This is a genomic window from Methylosoma difficile (assembly GCF_054657615.1).
Window position 1 is genome coordinate 215,090 of the sequence record NZ_BAAHYJ010000006.1, and the last position, 22,641, is coordinate 237,730.

General features: G+C 48.5%; 13 protein-coding genes and 3 tRNA genes. 5 read left to right on the forward strand and 11 right to left on the reverse strand.

The window, feature by feature from the left end; all coding sequences use genetic code 11:
* Complete coding sequence (locus ACYQ1O_RS15910) at window positions 1–783, reverse strand: uroporphyrinogen-III synthase (protein WP_459993151.1); 783 nt, start codon at window positions 781–783, stop codon at window positions 1–3.
* A complete protein-coding gene (hemC, locus tag ACYQ1O_RS15915) occupies window positions 780–1,709 on the reverse strand; it encodes a hydroxymethylbilane synthase (RefSeq protein ID WP_459993152.1) in 930 nt (309 codons plus the stop codon). The genes ACYQ1O_RS15910 and hemC overlap by 4 nt, the downstream gene beginning before the upstream one ends.
* 36 nt (window positions 1,710–1,745) lie before the next feature.
* Between hemC and ACYQ1O_RS15920 the strand changes: the two genes are divergently transcribed.
* The gene (locus ACYQ1O_RS15920) at window positions 1,746–2,003 is read left to right on the forward strand and encodes a hypothetical protein (protein WP_459993154.1); all 258 of its coding nucleotides are present in this window, start codon (window positions 1,746–1,748) and stop codon (window positions 2,001–2,003) included.
* 637 nt (window positions 2,004–2,640) lie between these two features.
* Here the strand turns inward: ACYQ1O_RS15920 and ACYQ1O_RS15925 are convergent.
* The 7 genes from ACYQ1O_RS15925 to ACYQ1O_RS15955 all read right to left on the reverse strand — a co-directional run bounded on the left by ACYQ1O_RS15925 (window position 2,641) and on the right by ACYQ1O_RS15955 (window position 8,090).
* Window positions 2,641–2,716: transfer RNA gene (locus tag ACYQ1O_RS15925), tRNA-His, on the reverse strand.
* 21 nt (window positions 2,717–2,737) lie between these two features.
* A tRNA-Arg gene (locus ACYQ1O_RS15930) sits at window positions 2,738–2,814 on the reverse strand.
* Window positions 2,815–2,818: 4 nt separating this feature from the next.
* Window positions 2,819–2,895: transfer RNA gene (locus ACYQ1O_RS15935), tRNA-Pro, on the reverse strand.
* A gap of 112 nt (window positions 2,896–3,007) precedes the next feature.
* A complete protein-coding gene (gene fchA, locus ACYQ1O_RS15940; RefSeq protein ID WP_459993156.1) occupies window positions 3,008–3,637 on the reverse strand; it encodes a methenyltetrahydrofolate cyclohydrolase in 630 nt (209 codons plus the stop codon).
* A 154-nt stretch (window positions 3,638–3,791) separates the two neighbouring features.
* Window positions 3,792–5,105: a YihY/virulence factor BrkB family protein gene (locus tag ACYQ1O_RS15945; protein WP_459993158.1), complete on the reverse strand. Its 1,314-nt coding sequence runs from the start codon at window positions 5,103–5,105 to the stop codon at window positions 3,792–3,794.
* A 119-nt stretch (window positions 5,106–5,224) separates the two neighbouring features.
* A complete protein-coding gene (locus ACYQ1O_RS15950) occupies window positions 5,225–7,324 on the reverse strand; it encodes a putative bifunctional diguanylate cyclase/phosphodiesterase (RefSeq protein WP_459993159.1) in 2,100 nt (699 codons plus the stop codon).
* Window positions 7,325–7,589: 265 nt separating this feature from the next.
* On the reverse strand, window positions 7,590–8,090 hold the full coding sequence (locus tag ACYQ1O_RS15955; RefSeq protein ID WP_459993161.1) for a hypothetical protein: 501 nt from the start codon (window positions 8,088–8,090) through the stop codon (window positions 7,590–7,592).
* A gap of 687 nt (window positions 8,091–8,777) precedes the next feature.
* Between ACYQ1O_RS15955 and ACYQ1O_RS15960 the strand changes: the two genes are divergently transcribed.
* Window positions 8,778–11,870, forward strand: a complete 3,093-nt coding sequence (locus tag ACYQ1O_RS15960) for an efflux RND transporter permease subunit (protein ID WP_459993162.1) — start codon at window positions 8,778–8,780, stop codon at window positions 11,868–11,870.
* A 106-nt stretch (window positions 11,871–11,976) separates the two neighbouring features.
* Window positions 11,977–12,345: an exosortase system-associated protein, TIGR04073 family gene (locus ACYQ1O_RS15965; RefSeq protein ID WP_459993164.1), complete on the forward strand. Its 369-nt coding sequence runs from the start codon at window positions 11,977–11,979 to the stop codon at window positions 12,343–12,345.
* A 117-nt stretch (window positions 12,346–12,462) separates the two neighbouring features.
* On the opposite strand, the gene ACYQ1O_RS15970 is transcribed toward ACYQ1O_RS15965, so the two are convergent.
* Both ACYQ1O_RS15970 and ACYQ1O_RS15975 read right to left on the reverse strand, forming a co-directional pair.
* Window positions 12,463–13,131, reverse strand: coding sequence for a Bax inhibitor-1/YccA family protein (locus tag ACYQ1O_RS15970; protein ID WP_459993166.1), 669 nt, complete (start codon window positions 13,129–13,131; stop codon window positions 12,463–12,465).
* 267 nt (window positions 13,132–13,398) lie between these two features.
* Complete coding sequence (locus ACYQ1O_RS15975; protein WP_459993168.1) at window positions 13,399–13,590, reverse strand: hypothetical protein; 192 nt, start codon at window positions 13,588–13,590, stop codon at window positions 13,399–13,401.
* Window positions 13,591–13,621: 31 nt separating this feature from the next.
* Here ACYQ1O_RS15975 and ACYQ1O_RS15980 point away from each other — a divergent pair, with 31 nt between their 5' ends.
* On the forward strand, window positions 13,622–21,220 hold the full coding sequence (locus ACYQ1O_RS15980; RefSeq protein WP_459993169.1) for an SDR family NAD(P)-dependent oxidoreductase: 7,599 nt from the start codon (window positions 13,622–13,624) through the stop codon (window positions 21,218–21,220).
* 71 nt (window positions 21,221–21,291) lie between these two features.
* Window positions 21,292–22,614 carry an aminotransferase class I/II-fold pyridoxal phosphate-dependent enzyme gene (locus ACYQ1O_RS15985; RefSeq protein WP_459993171.1) on the forward strand — a complete coding sequence of 441 codons (1,323 nt, stop codon included), beginning with the start codon at window positions 21,292–21,294 and terminating at the stop codon, window positions 22,612–22,614.
* Window positions 22,615–22,641 lie beyond the last annotated feature (27 nt).

A 22,641-nucleotide genomic window follows, 5' to 3' on the forward strand; every position in this document is an offset into this window, starting at 1 on the left:
CTATTTCCCCATTAACATTGTTACTGCCTCAAACATTGCCATATCTGAAGGGCCATTAGCCACCGCAATTTCCGTAAAGCCTTTTTCGGCAGCCATTTGCCTGATCCTATCACTCACCACAATTAAGGGTATTGAAAACAGCTTGTTGTTATTATTTTTGCTCGCCAGCATGACCAAAAGATTCTCAAGCGCCTCGCCACTGGTAAGGGTGATGGCATCAAGCCTGTCTTCGGCAAGCAATGACTGGGTTTGGCCTACATCGGCATCAGTTGGCAGTATTCGCTGATAAACGCACAAGTAATCAACCCTTGCGCCTCTGACACGCAAAGCCTCTGCCAGATGTTCTCGCCCCTCTTGACCACGGATAAGCAAAAACCGTTGCCCTGCCACCTGTTGCATCGCAGGCATAGCCAGCAGGGCTTCGGAATTGCCGCCCTGTTCAGGCATAAGATCAACCGTCAAGCCCGCTGCCTTCATAGCTTGCGCCGTTGCACTGCCAATTGCAGCACAGCGCGGCAGATTTAATCCGCCTATTTTGCCACCATTCGCCTTGAGTGCAAAATTTACCGCATTGGCACTAATAAAAACAAGCCACTGATAATGGGCAACAGACGCCAAGGTTTGTTGAATTTGGTCAATATTATCGGTTTCGACAATCGCCAAAACTGGCAACTTGACGGCTATGCCGCCTGCCGACTCAATCAGGCCGACCAAGCTTGCCGCTTGATGTGCTGGACGGGTCACTAAAATCCGTCGACCGCATAAAGGTTTTGCTGACATCATTCAGCGTACAAAGCCTGCAACACTTTATCGGCACCTTGCGCCAATAATTCATCGGCAAGGCTGACACCTAAAGCCGCGCCTTGATCTGGCGCACAAAAACCTTCACTACGATACAAAACACTGCCATCAGGATGACCAACCAATCCTCGCATAAACAACTGCCCGTCTTGGCATTGCGCAAAACCGGCAATCGGCACCTGGCAGCCACCGTTCAGACGGGCGTTCATCGCCCGCTCGGCCATGACACACAATCCTGTTTCCGCATGATGCAAAGGCGCCAACAAGGCATTGACCGCATCATCATCGCTCCGGCATTCAATACCGATGGCACCCTGCCCTATCGCCGGCAAACTGATGGTGGTCGACAAACGCTGGCTGATGCGTGTTGACATACCCAAACGCAACAAGCCCGCCGACGCCAAAATAATGGCATCGTAATCGCCCGCATCCAGTTTGGCGAGCCGGGTATTGACGTTGCCGCGTAAAGGAATAACCTCAGCATCGGGCAACTTCTCTTTGAGCTGGCACTGCCTACGTAAACTGGATGTACCAATCTTGGCATGGGCAGGCAAGGCCTCCCACGACGCATACCGGTTGGAAACAAACGCATCGGTCGGATCTTCCCGCTCTAAAATGACCGACAAATGCAGGCCATCAGGAAACTCAACCGGCACATCCTTCATCGAATGCACGGCAATATCAGCCGCACCTTCCAATAAACCTTGCTCCAACTCTTTAACGAATAAGCCCTTGCCGCCCACTTTAGCTAAAGGGGCATCCAATATTTTGTCGCCACGGGTCACCATCTTCACCAGCTCGGTCTTAAGGCCAGGATAGGTTTGCTCCAAAAGCGCCGCAACGTGCTCTGCTTGCCATAAAGCCAAAGGACTTTGTCGGGTGGCAATCCTTATTATTTTATCTGCCAAACAGGCTCTCCTTTCAATAACTCAGCAGGTGGTCGCATGCCATGCTTTAAACGCAAAGCAAACGCCCAACAAATGTTGCGGAAAGATACCATATTTAGGGTTTTTAATGAGGAAAAAACCACGCTCCTCTATCCGTTAATTCAAGGCAATAAGCACGGAAACATCCAAACAAGACATGCAAAAACAGAAATCAATGGTTTTAATCCGCCACAGAAAGCCATTTACGCAATTCGAGCAGCGGCTATATCTGTAAAAACAGCAACCGTTTATTTATATACCAGTGTAATGAAATAGTTAACAGCATTTAGAAAATGCATACATATCCGACGTCAGGCTTTAGCACTAAATATCTGCCAGTTAGGGAAAAATAGGCCATTTAGCCATTATTAATGGCGTCGATAACTGAATCATAGAGGTTATGGCAAGCGTTAAGTACATATGCTGCGCGTACATCATGGCTAACAAGTCGAGCGCACCACAGGCGCGTAGATTTATGCTCCGACCAATCCCAAAGGCAAAAACCCTTTGTCGTACAGCTTTATGATGACTCACTGGAAGTTATTCGAGGGCAAATCGGAAAGCATCAAACGCATGTTTTCTGCTTTCAGGGAAACACTATTAAGAATGAACTAAAGCCAACACGAAAGCATACAAAAACGCACTTGAATGGCTGAAATTGAAGATTTTACTTGGCACGATTTACGGCACACATAGGCGAGATGGCATGTCCAAAATGGTACACCAATTAACGTACTGAAGGAACTTGGAGGATGGGCTGATTTGTCGATGGTGATGAAATATGCACACCTATCTGGGGATCATCTGAATGCGTATGCGAGAAACTCGTCTTATGTAAATAGGCCTGTTAAGACAAATTTACTACACTCAAAAAAGGAAGCCTAATGAATTACAACTAACTGATTGACAATATTGGGGTGAACGACGGGGCTCGAACCCGCGACAACAGGAATCACAATCCTGCACTCTACCAACTGAGCTACGCTCACCATTACGGATGATTCAAGAAATGGCGCGCTTGGCAGGATTCGAACCTGCGACCCTCGGCTTAGAAGGCCGATGCTCTATCCGGCTGAGCTACAAGCGCAAAATGGTCGGGATAGAGGGATTCGAACCCCCGACATCCTGCTCCCAAAGCAGGCGCGCTACCAGACTGCGCTATATCCCGACAATCTTCGACTCATGGCTTGTTAAAATCTCAACCACTCTTGAAGAGCTGCATATGATAGTCACAATTATTAATATCGTCAACACATTTTTAAAAATGCGCGGGCAATAAATTAAAGCTTGCTTCTAACCAATTGAAAAATAGACTCACTTTTTGCTTCCGCACCCGCCATAATTTGTTCCAATTCTGCTAACTTGGCTTCCGCAAAAGCGCGGTCTTTTAGGCTGCTTGTATTGATGTAAACATTAAGCGCGGCGCTTTTTAATCCGCTGTAGGCCGCCATCACCGCCACGCCAGCATCGCTGATAACGCCCAGATAGCCAAGGTTTGCAGCCGTTTCGCTGAGTTCGATCACTTCATGGCAAGCACGGGCGCAAGCAAGCGGCACATCGGTTGCGTCTTTTAACACGGCTTGAATGGCTGCGCTGCGCTGAAGCTTTTCGTCGTCGGTCGCTTTGGGTAAGGCGTAGCTTGCCATCAGCCGGTCAAACACATCCACATCGGCTTTTATCATTGCCGTTAAGGTACTGCGAAGCATTTCGGCCTTTTCCAGCAGGTCTTGCATTTGGGCTTCGACTTCAGCGTATTGCGGCTTACCTAATGTTAAGTTGCACACCATTGCCAGCAAGGCAGCCCCTTGCGCACCCATCAGCGCAGCCACGCTACCACCGCCTGGCGTTGGCGCTTTACTTGCCAATTCGTCAAGGAATAGCTGGATGGATTTGTCTTTTATTTCTGTCATGAAGCGTATTTCCAAAATGATGAAGACGGAATTTTTAATAAATAACTGATGTTAAGGCCGCTTATTAAGCCAGGCCGAATTCGCCCAGCCGCCTTAAATGCGCGCATAGCTTAAACGACTGTTTGATTTTTAGTAGCTTTTTAGCTTGCCAAACCTAAATATCTTTCAGCAAGACATTATCCCCAGATTGTTCAATCATCCCCATCATATTGTTTAATTTATTGAAAAACAAAGGCTCTTCTTTAATTTCCGGCAATTGGTTCTGCCCATGATATTCCAGTGCCTTAACGACATAAACCACGGACAAGATATTGACATCGACGGCAGGCTGGTAAACCTCGTCCGGCCCGTTGGCGTTTTTGAATCCGAGAATAATGTGACAGGCCTGCAAAACCGCCAGCACCGAGTGGATGGCGGCAATAGGGATCAGCAAACGGCTTGCCATTTCCGCCGCCGTTAATGGCTTGGCTTGGGCGATAAATTGCTTGATGATTAAATGCAGCGTTTGCAGGGCAATCACTTTTTTTAGGGCGAAGCTTAAGTCGGCAAAGCGGTTGTTATTGCGGTAGATGGGGTAATTTTGCAGAAAAAATGAAACTTGGCAGCCAAACAGCACAATCATCCAGCCGGTTTGCAACCACACGACAAATAACGGCAATGCCGCAAAACTGCCGTAAATGGCATTGTAAGAAGATACGCCAATTTGCAGGGCAAAATACGCCCATTGCGTCAAATCGTATAAAAAACCCGTGACGATGCCAGCAATAATACCTGCCCGATAGCTGACCCGATGGTTGGGCATAAAAATAAAAGTAAAGGCAAACAAACCGGTCATCAGCAATAAAGGCGTAAAGCTTAGCAGCTTTAGGACGATTGCCGTGCCGAAGGCCGGTAAATGGATGACGTTTATCAGCCACGTTATCTTGGTGTTCAGAAACACCGTCATGCTGCTAGAAGCAATCAGCAACACCGGCGCCAGCAGCATCAGCGACAAGTAATCGCTGAATTTACGGCTCATCGGGCGGTTGCTGTCAATTTTCCAGATAGCATTAAACGATTCTTCAATATTGCCAATCAGGCTGATGATGATCCAAAACAGCACCACCACACCAATACCGGCAATCACCTCGCCTTTGGTACTCTCCAACAAGTTTTGCGCAAAGCTGATGATTTGCAAGATGGTTTTTTCTTGTGCGGGAACATGCCCCAGCAATTGCTCCTGCAAAATTATTTCGTAGCCAAAGCCTTTGGCAATGCCAAACAGCATGGCAATCACCGGCACAATCGCCAAAATGCTGTACAACGTTAACGCTGATGCGCGCAGCACGCACAAATCCCCCACAAAACCTTGCAGTGATAATAAGGCGATTTTTAGGCATTTTATGAAGAAGGCATGGGGTGCAGGCAATTTCTGCTCCTGCAACAGCCAAATATCGTCTTGGAAGAATTTAAAGATAGGCTTATGCATCTACGCTTGGAATAGGCTAAATCACAAAGGCTATTATCGGCTGGTCTGTAGGTTTTAGGCCAGCAATAAGAACCTGTTCAATATCTCGATGAAGAAATAGCGTAGAGATTGCGGCGCAGCTAAGATAGCCAACGCATAAAGTCCAATTCCGGCAACGGCTTGCTAAAGTAATAGCCTTGCAATTCATCACAACCAATGCCATGTAAAAAAGCTTGCTGGTAAGCTGTTTCAACGCCTTCGGCAATCACTTTTAAATCCAAGCTATGGCCCAAAGCGACAATCGCTTTCAGGATGGCGATATTGGTGGCTTCGTTTTCCAAATTGCCGACAAAAACTTTGTCGATTTTCAAGCGGTCGATGGGAAAGTCTTTTAAATACGCCATACTGGAATACCCTGTACCAAAATCGTCCATCGCCAATTTAATGCCTAAGGCTTTAAGGTCGTGAAGCGTTTTGATAAATGAGCGGGTATCTTGCACCAAGGTGCTTTCGGTGATTTCCAATTCCAAGCATTGCGGATCAAGCCCCGTCTCGTTCAGCACGGATTGCACGGTGTTGACAAAATTACGGTGTCTAAACTGGCGTGTCGAGACATTAACGGCAATAGGCAGGGGCTTACCCAGCAAAGTTTGCAATTCACCCGCTTTGCGGCAAGCGGTTTCCAGCACCCAGTGGCCAATCTCTTCAATTAAGCCGGTTTCTTCGGCGATACCAATAAAGCTATTGGGCAGGATCATCGCGCTGTTTTGGGGTTGCCAACGGATTAACGCTTCGGCACCGCAAATTTTACCGGTGGAGCAAACCACTTTGGGTTGGTAATAGAGCAAAAACTCATCTTGCTCCAAGGCACGGCGCAAGCGATATTCCAGCTCCATGCGCTTAATCAGGATTTTATTAAGCTCGCGCGTGTAAAACTGGAAGTTATTGCGGCCTGATTGCTTGGCTTTATACATGGCGGAATCGGCATGTTTAAGCAGCGTATTCGGATCAATCCCGTCATCGGGATAAATGCTGATGCCAATACTGCACGAGACGACAAAATCCCGGCCTTCAATCACACAAGGCTCCGCAACCGCCGATAAAATGCGTTGCATGCTTTGGGCAATGTCTTCGACTTTTTTAAGGCTGGTCAGCAACAAAACAAATTCGTCTCCCCCTAAACGCACCACCGAATCGGAATCACGCACGCAAGATGTTAAGCGCGTTGCCATCGTGACCAACAATTCGTCGCCAATATGATGGCCCATGCTGTCGTTAATCAACTTAAATTGGTCAAGATCAACAAACGCCACCGCCATTTTGTTGCCATCCCGATCAGCAAAACCCATGCACTGTTGCAAGCGATCGGACAACATGGTGCGGTTGGGCAAACCGGTCAAGCTGTCGTGCGTGGCCTGATAAGCAATTTGGCTTTCGTAATTTTTACGTTCGGAAATATCTTCCACCGTGCCTTCGTAAAACATCAAATGGCCATCGGCGTTGCGGATCTCATGGGCGTTTTCGCTAATCCAAATAATGCTGCCGTCTTTGCGGAAAACTTGTGCCTCAAAATTCTGCACCCGCCCATAAGCGGTCATCAGGGCGATAAACTCGACGCGCTTGTGCGGGTCAACATACAGCTGTCGCTGGATGTCGTGTATGCCATTGACCAAATCTTGGGGCGAGTCATAACCGTATATTTTGGCAAGCGCCGGATTAAAGTTCAGGTATTGGCCTGACGGGCTGGTTTGGTAAATGCCTTCGATGGCATTTTCAAAGATTGAGCGGTAACGTTCTTCAGCTTCCCTTGCCAATTGCTCACTCTGTTTGCGGGCGGTGACATCATGGATAAAACCTTCCAACGCTTCCAATTCACCATGCTCGTTATAAATGGGGCAGCCGCTTTCATGCACCCAGCGGATGCTGCCATCAGCATGGACAATCCGGTATTCCAATTCGAAATGCTGGTTGGCTACTATGGCCTTATCAATTCCCTCGCGCACCCAAACACGGTCGTCGTCGTAGGTTAAGTCCTCATAATTAACGGATTGATTGAACAGCAATTCATCAGGCGTGTAACCGGTCAATCCATAACAGCCATCGCTGACGAACACCATTGTCCAATAGGCGTCGATCAGGCAACAATAAACCATGCCATTGAGATTACTCATCAAAGCGCTCAGCATGCGCTCACGATCTTCTAGTAGCTTCTTAAGGCTGGGGCTAAGATTGATTGTCATTACTTAGAGAGAAAATTACCAGCAGTGGAAAAAGTGAAAGGACTTAAAATGGCAGGAAAATGACCGTTTTTTTTGGTATGCAAAAAATATACCTCTTATAAAAACAAATAGATTCAAGCAATTATTAAAACAGAAAACAGCCAAAAAGAACCAAAACAGTGCAAATAGGTAAAATACCATCTTTATGCGCATAAATTCCAACATAAAAACAACCCCCATGATGCAGATAAAATTGCCAGGATACTATCGAAAGACATAAGGATAATTAGGAGATTTTCCAAACCCCTCCATCGCCAAGGCAATAAGTGTTGTAAGGCTCATCCGAAGAAGAAACATATTCCTCCAATATGACAATAAAGTAGCGCACTTCCACCACGAGATCGCCATTCGACACCTCGGCAACGATTTCATCTCTGCCGTAATAGCCTTTATCCGGATAATAATAACCTTGCTCATAACGACCATGCTTGGGCGGCTGGGTAATGGTGGTTTTGCTATCCTGGCTATTAAACTGGACAATTCGGTTTTCAAAGTAACTCATATAGGTAGATGCTGTACCTTCAAAAAAGATTTCACCCCGCGGGATATAAGGTTGACCAACAGCATTCACTGACTGACCAGCACCATTAACAATTTCGCAAGCACCAATAACTCTCTTTTTTGCAGCATTATTTCTAGCCATGAGTTGGTTAGTATTGACTTCAGCAATCAACACCGTGGCTGTAGAAGAATGGGGTTCAGTAGGTGGCTCGGCAAACCAGACCATCTCAGTCGCTCCTGTTGTCGATTGCAGTGGAGCCGTTGCCTGATTGAGCAATGGCTGTAAGGTGGTGGAAAATGGGTTAGCTGACCGCCACCTGTGTATAGCTCTGTTTTTTATCCACCCTGAAATGATACGTTTTTGGTCTGGTGGGGCGTAACATCAGAAAGTTAACTTGGCGGAAAAAGGCTTAAAAAAGCAAAGCTACTCCAAGCATAGCCAAGATAATGCTTAAACTCTAACTGGAAATGCATTATTTTAACGGTCTTAGCAACTGATGTTACGCAGACATATCCTGCGATATAAAAAACAAATAATGATGAGTCGTTATCACGACAGTTTTTCCCATCGGGTTCTCGCACCCGAAGGCGAGGTACTTTCTTTTGCACCGCCAAAAGAAAGTACCCAAAGAAAATGCGGCCCTGTTGCCGCTGATGTCTTGCGCTCCTCGCATTTGTCGGGGGACGGCACAATGGGCTTCCTGCCCATTTGCCGCCGTGCGGCATCCTTGCCGCACCCCTTCGGGCTGTTCCCGACAAATGCTGCGGTACTCGACGCGGCAAACGGGAGAAAAACACGTTACTGCGTAACGTCAGTTAGCAAACTATCAGCCCTCCCCTTTTTTCAAACAAGGACAGCAGAAACCTGCCCCATATGCGGTTTCTGTCTTTAGGATTTTTAAATGACCCGCCCATGCTAGCCACTCTCGTCCGTTTTTCCATCCGTTACGCCGGCATTGTCATTGGCTTGGCTTGCTTGGTTTTACTGTACGGCACTTATCGTTTTAGTACAGCGGGACTGGATATTTTTCCTGAGTTTTCACCCAAGCGGGTCATCATCCAGACCGAATCGCCCGGACTTTCACCCGAACAAGTGGAGATCTTGGTCAGCAAACAAATCGAATCCGCCGTAAGCGGGTTGGTAGGTTTGCGTTCGTTGCGCTCGGAATCGATCCAAGGTTTGTCGATAGTCACGGCAAATTTCGACGAAAACAGTGACATTTACCGCAACCGGCAGTTGGTCAGCGAACGCTTGGCCCGTTTGACGGCGCAATTGCCGCAAGGCGCAATACCCGTGGCGATCCCCTTGTCGTCCTCATCGGCAACGGTTTTGACGATAGGCTTAAACGCCAATAACAAAGATTTATTGGCGTTACGCAACTTGGTCGATTGGACCATTGCACCGCGTTTGCTGTCCGTACCGGGCGTGGCGGACGTCAACGTGTTTGGTGGCGATATTGCACAATTGCAGGTTCAGGTCGATCCGGTGCAGTTGCGCCGCTTTAATTTATCGTTAGACGATGTCATCCAAGCTGCCACGCAAGCCGTCAACCAACAAGGGGGAGGCTTCATTGAAAATGCCAACCAGCGTTTCACCTTACAAGTGACAGGCTACCCCGCAACGCCGGAGCAATTTTCCCAAGCCATTATCCCGATCGCCAATGGCGATGGCACGCGCAACCTCACGCTCGGTGAAGTCGCCAGCATCCGCTACGCCCCCGAACCGCCCATCGGCGCGGCGCAAATCATGGGCAAATCCGGCATTGTGATGATGGTGATCGGACAATTGGGCGCGAACACATTGACCGTTTCCAAACAAGTCGAACAAGCCTTGCAAGAATTTGCACCCATTTTCCGTGCCGCCGACATCAACTTTTATCCGCACCTGTTCCGCCCTGCCGACTACATTGAACGTTCGCTGGACAACTTAAGCGAACATTTGCTGATCGGTTGCCTGTTTGTGCTGATTATTTTGTTTTTGTTTTTGTTCAATTTCCGCACCGCTCTGATTTCGGCACTGGCGATTCCGGTGTCGCTGATGGGCGCCACGCTGGTTTTGCTGGAAGCCGGCACTAACCTTAATATTATGGTATTGGGCGGCTTGACCATTGCCTTGGGCGAAGTGGTTGATGACGCCATTATCGACACCGAAAATATTTTCCGCCGCCTGCGTGAAAACCGTTTGTTGCCGCAAGCCTTGCCGGTCGCGCAAGTGGTTTATCAGGCCTCGCTTGAGGTACGCAGCTCAGTGGTGTACGCCAGCTTTATCGTCGCCTTGGTTTTTGTACCGTTGTTGACGCTGGACGGCGTTGCAGGCCGCCTGTTCGCGCCGCTGGGGCTGTCTTATATTTTGGCGATTTTAGTGTCATTGCTGGTCGCCTTAACCTTAACGCCTGCCTTGTGTTTGGTATTGCTGGGCAAACAAAGCGAAGATATTAGCGATCCGCCGCTGATCCGTTGGCTAAAACCTATTTATAAGCAATGCTTGCAATGGATTTTCCGGTATCTGAACGCGGTAATGCTCGGCACGTGCGCAATCTGCCTGATAGGGACACTGAGTTTTTCAGCACTGAACAAACAATTCATGCCGGAATTGCGCGAAGGCCATTACATGATCCACACCAGCAATCTGCCCGGCACATCACTGCAAGAATCGTTGCGCATCGGCAGCAAGATTACCGAGCAAGTACTGGCAATTGAGGGCGTGGAATCGGTATCGCAATGGGCGGGGCGGGCTGAGCGCGGTGCGGATACTTACGGCAGCCACTACAGTGAATATGAAGTGCGGCTAAAACCGATGGGAGGTTACAAACAACAGCAAATCAAAGACCAGATACGCGCCAAACTGGCGCAATTTCCGGGCGTGGGCTTTGAGGTGAACACCTTTTTGACCGAACGCATTGACGAAACCATTTCCGGCTACACCGCGCCAGTGGTTGTCAACATCTACGGCAATGACTTGCACGACCTTGACCAAAAAGCCGAGCAAATCGCCAATATCATGCGCGGGATGACGGGTACGGAAGCGGTGCAAGTGCGCTCGCCCGCCAGTACGCCGTTATTACAAATCCATCTGAATCTTGAGCAACTGGCCCTATGGGGCATTAGCCCAGGACAAGTGACCGACGCCATCCAAACGGCCTACGAAACCCGCGTGGTTGGCAAACAATTGCAAGGCAATAAAGTGGTCGATATTGCCGTTACCCTGCCCACGGAACTTAAACACCACACCGAAGCCATCGGAGAATTGCCGCTACGCAGCCCTGACGGCAGCTTGGTCAAGCTGGAGCAAGTCGCCGACGTGCAATTTAGCGCGGGCCGTTACAATATTTTGCACCAAGGCGGGCAACGCTTGCAGACCGTGACCTGCCAAGTAACCGGAGGCGATTTGGAAGGCTTTATGCAGACGCTGAAAGAAAATGTCTTTAAACAAGTCAGCTTCCCTGTCGACAGCTATCCTGAATTTACCGGTGCCGCCATCGAACAGGCCGACACCCGCCACGCGCTGATTGTCCATTCATTATTGGCGGGATCGGGTGTGCTGATGCTGATTTATATAGCAATCGGCAATTTGCGCCATGCGCTGTTAACCTTGGCGAACCTGCCGTTTGCTTTATTAGGCGGCGTGGCGGCGGTTTGGCTGACTGGCGCCAGCGTATCGGTAGGGTCGGTTGTGGGCTTTGTCACCTTATTTGGCATTACCGTCCGCAACAGCATTATGTTGTTGTCGCATTACCAGCATTTATTGGCTGTCGAAGGTTTGCATTGGAATCCGCAAACCGCAATCCAAGGCGCGCAAGAACGCTTGCCTTCAATTTTGATGACCGCCTTGGTGACGGCCTTGGCGATGTTCCCGATTGCGTTTAACAGCGATAATCCAGGTCGGGAAATTATGGGGCCGATGGCGGCGATTATTATCGGCGGACTGGCATCATCAACGGGATTGAATTTATTGCTTTTGCCTGGCCTGTTAGTGCGCTTTGGACGTTTCAAAACTAACGGGTGATAAGAGCATCAATACAAATCCCTAAGCTCGAATGTATATAAAATATGTATTGTATGTTATTATCATGTATAGCATTTTTATATAATTTTATTTTTAGGAGTGTCCTATGCAAACAACTTTTAAAAAGCTGTTGATCGCCTTAACGTTATGTTTATGCGTTCCTCACACCGCTTCCGCCACCACTTACGCTTCACGTTTAGGCTCCAAAATCGGTTACGGCATTATGAACTCCGCCACTGGTATTGGTGAGCTGCCTAAAACTGTCATGGTCACCAGCAAAACCGACGGTGTTGCCTACGCAGCAACAGCTGGTGTTGTCACAGGCTTATTCCACACCATTGGACGCACCTTAAGTGGCGCCGCCGATTTGGCAACCTTCTTCATCCCCACCAAACCTATCGTACAACCTGGCTTTGTTTGGCAAGACTGGAAAAAAGAAACCACTTACAGAAAAACATGGGAATTGCTGCCCTAAGGCCAATTTCAGGCGGTAAGATAAATTTTTTAACGTTTGAACCTTTAAATTGTTTTGCGACATAAACAAAAAGCCCGGCGTAAGCCGGGCTTTTTGTGGTGAACCGGTTAGCAACGATTAATCGTCACCACCAAAAATACCCAACATTTGTAATAAGCTGGTAAACAGATTAAAAAGGCTGACATACAGGCTAACGGTTGCCATGATGTAGTTGGTTTCCCCACCGTGAACCATTTGGCTAGTTTGGAACAGGATCATGCCAGACATCAATAAGATGAACATGGCAGAAACCGCCAGCGACAAAGCAGGGATAGAAAACACAATCGCGCCAATGCCTGCCAGAAATGCCACCAAAACACCGACCATCAAAAAACCGCCCATAAAGCTGAAGTCTTTGCGAGTGGTCAATGCATAACCCGACAACCCCAAAAAGATTGCGCCCGTACCGCCCAAAGCCATCATAATCAGCTCATGACCGTTGCTGAAAGCTTTGATATACATATTTAAGATGGGACCTAAGGTCAACCCCATAAAACCCGTTAAGGCAAAAACAAACACCAAACCCAGCGCGCTGTTGCGGAATTTGGTAGTCAAAAACAACAAGCCGAAATAACCCAGCATGGTGACCAGCAAACCTGGGTGCGGAAAATTAAGTGCCATTGCTGTGCCAGCCGTGATGGCACTAAACAACAAGGTCATCGACAGCAACATATAGGTGTTTTTGAGAAGCTTATTAGTCTCTAAAACGCCAGATTCTGAGTGTGATAAGGTAATATTTGATTTCATATGTATTTCCTGTAAGGAGATTATTGATTTTTAAAATCACCAAGACTCTTAAATAAAAAACTAGAGCCGGTATAGATTTCTACCGCCATTTGCTTAATTTATCAAGCCTAGATAGGTGTTTGCACCCGCTAAATGTTTTTTTTGGTATCATGCCTACCCATAACAACAATGTTTAATTAAGCAAAATAGCTGCCACCACTTAAGCTTAGTTTTTGCGGTTTATGAAAATAGGATAACATTCGGGCTGGACAGTCCTTGTCAGATTCTTTACATTTGCTTAAGTTTTTCTGATAACCGTTTGTCAGAAAAGTTGCATGGAAAGCCCAAATCCACACTCAAAGGCTGCTGCATTTTTGCAGGCCAACGAACATTAAAAACAAAATTCTTTAACCTGTCAGCCAAATAAAGCAAAACTAGAACACCTAAGCCATTAATAGTGTTCAAGATGTTGTTTTCCATTAACTCGAAATATAAGGCCAGATTCCTGAGGATGCAAAAACGCGTTGCAATAATAGCTTACTCATTTCGTTTTCCGGGTACTGATAAGCAAAATTTCTGGAATGACCTTCTAGCAAAAAGGGATCTGATAACCGAAGTAGACCCTTCCCGTTGGTGCCAAGAAAAGTTCCTGCATCCTGACAAACGCCATGCAGGAACCAGCTACACCTTTGCTGCCGGCAGCCTTGGCGATGTTTCAGGGTTTGATGCCGCTTTCTTTGGCATTTCACCACGCGAAGCGACTTCAATGGATCCCCAACAACGGCTGTTGCTGGAAATGGCGTGGGAAACCTTTGAAAATGCAGGGATCGTCCCGTCAAGTATGCGCGGTAGCCAATGCGGCGTTTTCATCGGCATTGCCAGCGCCGATTATGCCTTCCGCTTGGCTGACGATTTGGCCGCTATTGAAGCATCTGGGGCAACAGGCTTGGTTTCCAGCATTGCCGCCAACCGTATCTCTTATGTCTTTGACCTACACGGCCCCAGCATTGCTATGGATACGGCCTGTTCATCATCGCTCGTGGCCTTCCACCAAGCTTGCCAAGCCATACGTTTTGGCGAAATCAACATGGCGCTGGCAGGTGGCATCAACCTGCATCTGCATCCCTATGGCTTCATTTCTTTTTCGAAAGCCACCATGCTTTCCAAAACAGGCCAGTGCCATGTGTTTGATGCTGGCGGTAATGGCTATGTCCGCTCGGAAGGCGGTGGTTTATTTCTGCTGAAGGATTACGATCAAGCCGTTGCTGACGGCGACAACATTATTGCCATCGTAGCAGGCAGTGCCGTGAATACCGATGGCAATAAAGCGGGCTTGACCATCCCCAACTACAAAGCGCAAGTCGAGTTGATGTCCGACGTTTACCGGCAAGCGGAAATTGATCCTAACCAAATCAGCTATTTTGAAGCACATGGCACCGGCACAGCCGTTGGTGACCCGATTGAAACCCAAGCAATTGGCTTGGCGTTAGGCCAAAAACGCAAATCGCCGTTGCTGATAGGCTCTATTAAAAGCAATTTAGGCCATTTAGAATCGGCCTCTGGCGTTGCCGGTTTGGTCAAAGCACTCAATTGCTTAAAACACCGCACCATTCCTGCAACCATTGGCATCACCACGCCAAATCCGTACATTAAATTTGCCGAGTGGAACATCGAAGCCGTTACTGAAAACCAACCGCTCAGCAACACCGATGATTTGATTATCGGCGTCAACTCGTTTGGTTTTGGCGGTGCCAATGCGCACGTCATTTTACAAAGCCCGCAAAAAAATCCCCAAGCAAACACACCAAAAACAAACCACAAGCGCCAAACCAAACCCAAACTCCCGTTGATTTTTTCCGGCAAAGACAGCACTGCCTTGTCTGCCTGCGCGCAAAACTTAGCAGATACCCTCGCTACCGAAAAAAGCATCGATTTTTACGATTTTGCATACAGCAATTTTTTCTATCGCGAACGCCATCCACAGGCTGCTGTGGTTTTCGCCGACAACACTGCTGAAGCACAACAAAAATTGACCGCGTTCATTTCCAGCAACACGGAATCCGAACAAATCAGCCATATCCACACCGGCATACATCTAACCGACGCACAAGGCCCGGTGTTTGTCTATTCAGGCAATGGCTGCCAATGGCATGGCATGGGGCAAAAGCTATTGGAACAATCAGCAGTGTTCCGTGACACTTTAGCCGAAATTGACCGCCATTTTGGTCAATATGGGGATTTTTCTCTAGTTGACGAACTGTCCGCCAAACTGGATGCTGAACGCAATCAACTGACAGAAATCGCGCAACCAGCCTTATTTGCCCTACAAGTTGGCATCAGCAAAGTTTTACAATCACTCGGTATTAACCCGACAGCCGTTGTTGGACACAGTGTTGGCGAAGTTGCCGCCGCATGGGCTGCAGGTATTTTGAGCTTGGCCGATGCGGTTAAAGTCATCTACTACCGCAGCCTCCACCAAGGCAAAACCAAAGGCCAAGGCCAAATGACAGCGGTTGGTTTAGGATGCGAAGCTGCGCAAAACCTGCTGACCGAACTCCACTTGCCTTTATTGAGCATAGCGGGCATCAATAGCTATCGGGGCGTCACCATCGCCGGTGATGTAGAACAATTGTTTGTCCTCGAGCGGGAATTAAGCCATCGCCAAACCTTTTATAAACGCTTGGATTTGGATTACCCCTTCCATAGCCCAGCAATGGATAGCATTGAAAAAGGGATACGGGCTGATTTGGCAAAGCTCACCCCCCAAAAAAGCCAAATCCCTTATTTTTCAACCGTAACCGGCACCTTGTTGGCTGGGACGGAGCTTGATGGTGGATACTGGTGGCACAACATCCGCAAACCGGTGCAATTCCAACCGAGCATTGACGCCATTTTGGCAACTGGAGCCAATGTCTTTATTGAAATCGGTGCACATCCCGTTTTGAAATCGTATTTAAATGACAGCCTTAAAGCCGCCAGCCAAAAAGGCGCGGTTATCCAGACCCTGAAAAAGAACCACAGCGACTTAAGCAGCCTTGAAGGCAGCTTAGCCCAAATAATCATCAGCGGTTGTTTCGACAAACAAAGCCAGATCGACAAAACCAATGCTTGGTTTGCAGAGCCAGGCAAGCGTGTCAATTTGCCAAACTACCCTTGGCAACGGCAATCCCTTTGGATGCCATCCAGTTCGGAAAGCACTGGCTATTTAACGCAAGCCAAGGTGCATCCCCTACTGGGACATCCGGTCAAGCAACATGAGCGGCTTTGGGAAAACCAACTCGATACCCAGCTGCAACCCTTTCTTAATGACCACAACGTGGGCGGTTCAGTTGTTTTTCCCGGTGCTGGTTTTGTAGAAATAGCCTTGGCGGCAGCCCACCAAGTCCACGCAGATGCGTTCTTGGAAATAGAAGAACTGGAAATCCGGGCGCCTTTGCTGTTAAGCCACGACCATACCAAATGTATCCGCAGCAAACTTGAAAACGACGGTCGTTTCTCATTGCAAAGCCGGGAACACGCCAACTCAGCTGAATGGACAAACCATATCAGCGGACGTGTGCTGGGATTTGCCAGCGGCGCATCATTAGCACTGACCGCACCGGAATTACCCAGCCGCAAAGCCGATTTTAACCAAGCCGAACATAACCAATTAATGGCAAGCATCGGCCTTTATTACGGCCCGGCTTTTCAAGCGATTAGCCACGGTTGGACAGAAGGCAACAGCACTATTGGCATCTTTAATTGTCCTGAAAGTATCGGCAAAGATTTGGATGCCTATTTTCTGCACCCTAGCTTTTTAGATTGTGCGTTCCAGATGATCTCACAAATCTTCAAAACGGAATTGTTAGGCCACGACGACATTACTTTTGTACCGGTTAAAGTCGGCAAAATTTATCTGCGTGCCAATAAATCCCTTCCCCATTTAGTTAAAATCAGCATTACCCATCGCGCGCCCCATTCCATCAGCGGACAATTTTCGCTTTACGATGCCGATGGCATTTGTCTGGCTGTGTTGGAATCGGTCCGCTTTAGGGGATTAAAGCTACAGCGGCCCCACACCCAATCGCCGCATTATTTCTATTACCAACTGACCGCAGCGCCACGAAGCGGCGAATCAACTTTCAAAATAGACCCCGACTTGCTGGCTGCAAGCCTACAAAAGCTACAACAAAGCCAAGCCAGCAACCGTTACAGCGAGGAAATTGAACCCTTATTGGATAGCTTATGCCATCAATTTCTAACCGAAACGCTACTTTCGTTAGCCGATGCCGACCACTTTATTGCTAACAACGTTTTCACCCAGCTTAAAAATCAGCACGCCGGGCTTGCCAATTTGCTGCAAGAAACTCTATCAGAAGCCGAACAAAGCCAGCAATTGCTGGCTGAACATGATGGCTGGCGCATCAATCCGAACAACGCCGACGAACTTTCTGCATTAGAGATATGGAATTCGTTGGTACTGGAATATCCCGATTATTTTTACCTGATACAACTCAGCGGTCGCGTTGGACTGCATTTACATTCGCTACTGATTGGCACACCCGAACCCGTCATTGCATCTGCCAGCAACAGCTACGCCAGCATTGCCGAACATATTTTCAAGCAAACGGGCAAAGCTACCCTTGCCGACTGGTTATTAAAACAATGCCAACAGTTTGCCGAGCAATTGCCGGTTGGCGGGCGTTTACGGGTGTTGGAAATCAGCTCCCGCAAACCCGAATTTGCTGCGCTAGTCTGCTCGCAGCTGGACTTAAATCAAAATGACTATTGTTTTGCCAGCTTATCTGAAAATGCCATCAACGCCGCCGAAAGTCTGCGCGAGCGTTTTCCGCTGCTAACCAGCTTGCCTCTCTATACTAGCGACAACCGCATCAACACAGAACCCGGCAGTAAGGCGAACTTTGCCATCGTCCATTTAAATACGGGCAATGTCGAAAACATGCAACAACTGCTCAAACAACTGCCGCAACTTTTGACGGCAAACAGTCCGGTATTATTTATTGGCTTACAGCCTGCACGTTGGATAGACCAAATCCTTGGCCTAGATATGGCTTGGTGGGTTCAACAAACCGGACAAGACGCCCTTATTTCGCCACAACTTGACGCCGGGCAAATACTTAACCAATTGGACTTGCTTGATTTTACTGGCTTGAATATCCAAGAATTTTTACCGGACAGCCAATCCGGCTATTATGTAATCAGCGCAACCAGTCCGGACAACAGCAGCGAAGCCGCTCAAACCAGCGCACAAAACTGGCTCATCATGGCGGGCTATGACCCCAATGAGCGTCATTTAGCGCAACGCTTAGCCAAATGGCTGGAAACACAAAACCAACAGGTGACCTTATCCGAACAATGCTGGGCATTACCTGAACAAATGGAAGGCTTCCAACACATTATCCATTTGTCGGGCTTTGCCCAAGATGACGCAAAATTGCAAAACCAACGTTGTGAATTGGCGGCGGAAATAGCCAAATCCTGCGAAGTTAACGGTGCGAATGCCACTGTTTGGCTACTAACCCACCAAGTCAGCCAATTATACGGCTGCGACCAAACCGACGCATTTGCAAGCAACAACAAGCAAATCGCCCACGATGCCGCTTTGTGGGGCTTCGGACGCAGCTTAATGAACGAGGCCAGCTATTACCGTCCGCGTTTGTTGGACACACCGTGCAACGCATTGAACACCAGTGATGCGCTGTTGGCTGCGATTACCCATGAGCTATTAACCCCCGACTTGGAACAGGAAGTCTTCCTTAACGCTGAAGGCAAACGCTTCGTCCCTAGGTTACGTAACCGTCCTCACTTAGTGGCGCAATCACATACCGCCACTCAAGATGAGGACAACGTTATCCAGCTGGGTTTTAAAATCCCAGGGCAATTACGCAATCTGCAATGGCAAGCCATTGACAGCCCGCCGCTTGCCCGTGACGAACTGGAAATTGCTGTTAAAGCCACGGGGCTTAATTTCCGTGACATCATGTACACCTTGGGGTTACTGTCCGATGAAGCCGTCGAAAAAGGTTTTGTTGGCCCTTCCTTAGGCTTGGAGTTTGCCGGCATCGTCAGTCGTGTCGGTGCCGATATATCAGGCTTTAAAGTCGGCGATCAAGTGGTCGGCATGGGGCCATCCAGTTTCAGCAATCGCGTCTTTGCCAAAAGCAATGCCGTTGGCCTGATCCCAAAGCAGTTAAGCTTTGCCGCTGCCGCCACTATCCCCAGCACCTTTTTCACGGTCTATTACGCCCTGCACCATCAAGCGCGCCTACAACCTGGGGAAAAGGTTTTAATACACGGTGCCGCTGGCGGTGTCGGCATTGCCGCCATCCAAGTGGCGCGCTGGTTAGGTGCAGACATCTTTGCCACGGTCGGTTCCGCCGAAAAGCGTGACTTTATGGCTTTGCTGGGTGTCGATCGGGTTTACGATTCACGCTCGCTCAGTTTTGCCGAAGACATTTTGGCAGCCACCCAGCAAGGCGGCGTCGATGTAGTTTTAAACTCGCTGGCAGGCGAAGCTATCAACCGTAACTTCCAAGTGCTAAAACCTTTCGGACGTTTCCTCGAACTGGGCAAGCGCGACTTTTACGAAAACACCCACATCGGCTTACGACCTTTCCGCAACAACATCAGTTATTTTGGCATTGATGCCGACCAGCTAATGCAGGAACGTCCTGACTTGGCACGCAAGCTATTTGCCGAAGTGATGGCCTTGTTCCATAGCGGCGTTTTGCACCCACTGCCCTACACCACGTTTGATGCCAACCAAGTGGTCGATGCTTTCCGCTATATGCAGCAAGCCAAGCAAATTGGCAAAGTGGTCGTGACATACGACAATTCGATTTATCTCAAGCCTGCCAGCCTGCCGTCCATGCCGGCGTTGCTTCAGCTACCCGCCACTGCCAGTTATTTGGTCACGGGCGGCTTGTCGGGTCTTGGCCTGAAAACAGCGCAGTGGTTAGTTACAAAAGGCGCGCGCCATCTTATTCTGGTCAGCCGCAGCGGTGCAGCCAGCGAAGAGGCGCAAACCGCCATTGCACAGCTCCGCAATGAAGGGGTAACAGTGTTCGCTGAGGCCTGTGACATCAGTGATAAAGTCGCCTTAAAGGAATTACTGGCAGATTGCCAAACCAACATGCCGCCCTTAAAAGGCATCGTCCATGCCGCCGCCGTTATCGAAGATGGTTTGGTGTTCCAAAGCACACCCGAACAAATCCAAAGGGTTTTAGCGCCAAAAATCATGGGGGCCCTGCATTTGCACGAATTGACAGCCGGTTTGCCTTTAGATTGGTTTGTCATGTATTCATCAGTTACCACCTTGTTCGGCAACCCCGGACAAAGCAACTACGTCGCCGCCAACCTGTGGCTGGAAGCTTTGGCAGCACAACGGCAGCAACAAGGCTTGCCCGCCACTTGCATTTGCTTAGGGGCTATTGAAGATGTCGGCTTTTTGGCGCGTAATGAAAAAATCAAAGAAGCCCTGCAAAGCCGTATGGGTGGAGCAGCGTTAAGTTCTGAAGAAGCATTAGCCCAAGTGGAGCAAATGATAACCAGCCAAGCCAAAACAGTCGGCATTAGCCATTATGATTGGCGCAGCTTAAGCACCTTCCTGCCTAGCTCACGCAGCCCCAAATTTTACGAACTGGCTCTGCATTCCCCCCATGCGGACAACAATGACGACCAACGTGCCGACCTTAAGCAATTGCTCAGTGAATTGTCCGATGAAGAACTGAAAAGCCGCTTTATCGACATGCTGAAAGATGAATTAAGCCAAATTTTGTTGATCGCCAAAGACAAAATCGACGAACACCAATCCATGTACGATATGGGTCTGGATTCCCTGATGGGCGTTGAACTGATGATTGCCATCGAATCGCGTTTTGATGTGCAAATCCCAGTGATGGCCTTAAGCGAAGTGCGCACACTAAACAAATTGGCTGAACGGTTGGCAACCAGCTTACGGGGCGAAAACGAAGACGCAACGGACACATCATCAACCGCAGCCATCGCCGATTTATCCAGACGCCATAACCAACAAGCCAGCCAAGAAGAGATTATGGCTTTAAGCAAAACGCTCGATGCCAACAGCACCGGCAAAATAATAAACCACTAGATTCAGGATGGGTTAAGGACACGCTAAGAAAATGGCCTTAACCTTATCCTTTCCGCTACTTTGATGTATTTATGAGCCATAAAAGCCTGTCAGGACAAATCAAAGACAAACTGATTCAACAAGCACTCGAACGAAAACTGAAAGCCAGCGAACAACCCAGCTTTAACCTTAGCGCCTTCAGCCGCCCCTCGGAAATTCAAGAATCTTGGTATCGCTTTGACCAGCATCCCGGTTATAAACATATCCAAATTATCCACCAAGGCTCGAAACAATTCGGCATCAACAACCCGTTCTTTAAAATGCACGACGGCATTGCCGGTGCAACCAGCCAAATTGATGGGCAGACATTCATCAATTACGCCAGCTACAACTACTTAAATTTGTCAGGCGACGAGCGGGTATCGGCGGCAGCCAAAGCGGCGATTGACCAATACGGCACATCGGTATCGGCAAGCCGGTTGGTATCTGGTGAACGCGCCATCCACCGGCAATTGGAAAATGCCCTTGCAGACGTTTATGGGGTTGACGATGCCATTGTTATGGTAAGTGGACATGCCACCAACGTCACCACCATCGGCTATTTGTTTTCAAGCAACGATCTGATCCTGCACGACGAACTGATCCATAACAGCAGCATGGTCGGTGCCCAATTGTCAGGCGCAAAACGCCTGTCTTTTCCCCATAATGATTACGAAGCGTTAGACCAATTGCTTAACGAACAACGCCATAATTACGAGCGGGTGCTGATTGTCATTGAAGGCTTGTACAGTATGGATGGCGATTTTCCTGATTTGCCGCGCTTTATCGCCATAAAAGAAAAACACCGCGCTTTTTTAATGGTGGACGAAGCCCATTCGTTTGGCGTGCTGGGTAAACGAGGCTTAGGCATCCGCGATCACTTTGGCGTTGACGGCAAAGCGGTGGACATCTGGATGGGAACGCTCAGTAAATCTTTAGCCAGTTGTGGTGGTTTTATTGCTGGCGAGTCGGCATTGATTGAACACCTAAAATTCCTGGCACCCGGTTTCTTATACAGCGTAGGGATGCCGCCACAAGTCGCAGCACCGGCATTAGCGGCCTTACAAATTTTGTTGGACGAACCCGAACGCAGCCATACTTTGGCTAAACGTTCGCAGTATTTTTTGCAACAAGCCAAAGCGGCTGGCATTGACACCGGCCTTAGCCAAGGCCAAGGCATCATCGCCGCCATTACGGGCAGCTCCATCTCGGCAGCCAGATTGTCGCAAAACCTATTTAATGTTGGCATTAATGTACAACCTATTGTTTACCCGGCTGTTCCAGAAAAAAGTGCTCGCCTGAGGTTTTTCATTTCTTGCGGACACAGCGAAGAACAAATTGATAAAACTATCCAGGCCCTTCATGAAGCTATCTAAAACAGGGTACGCAACCCCAAATTACAA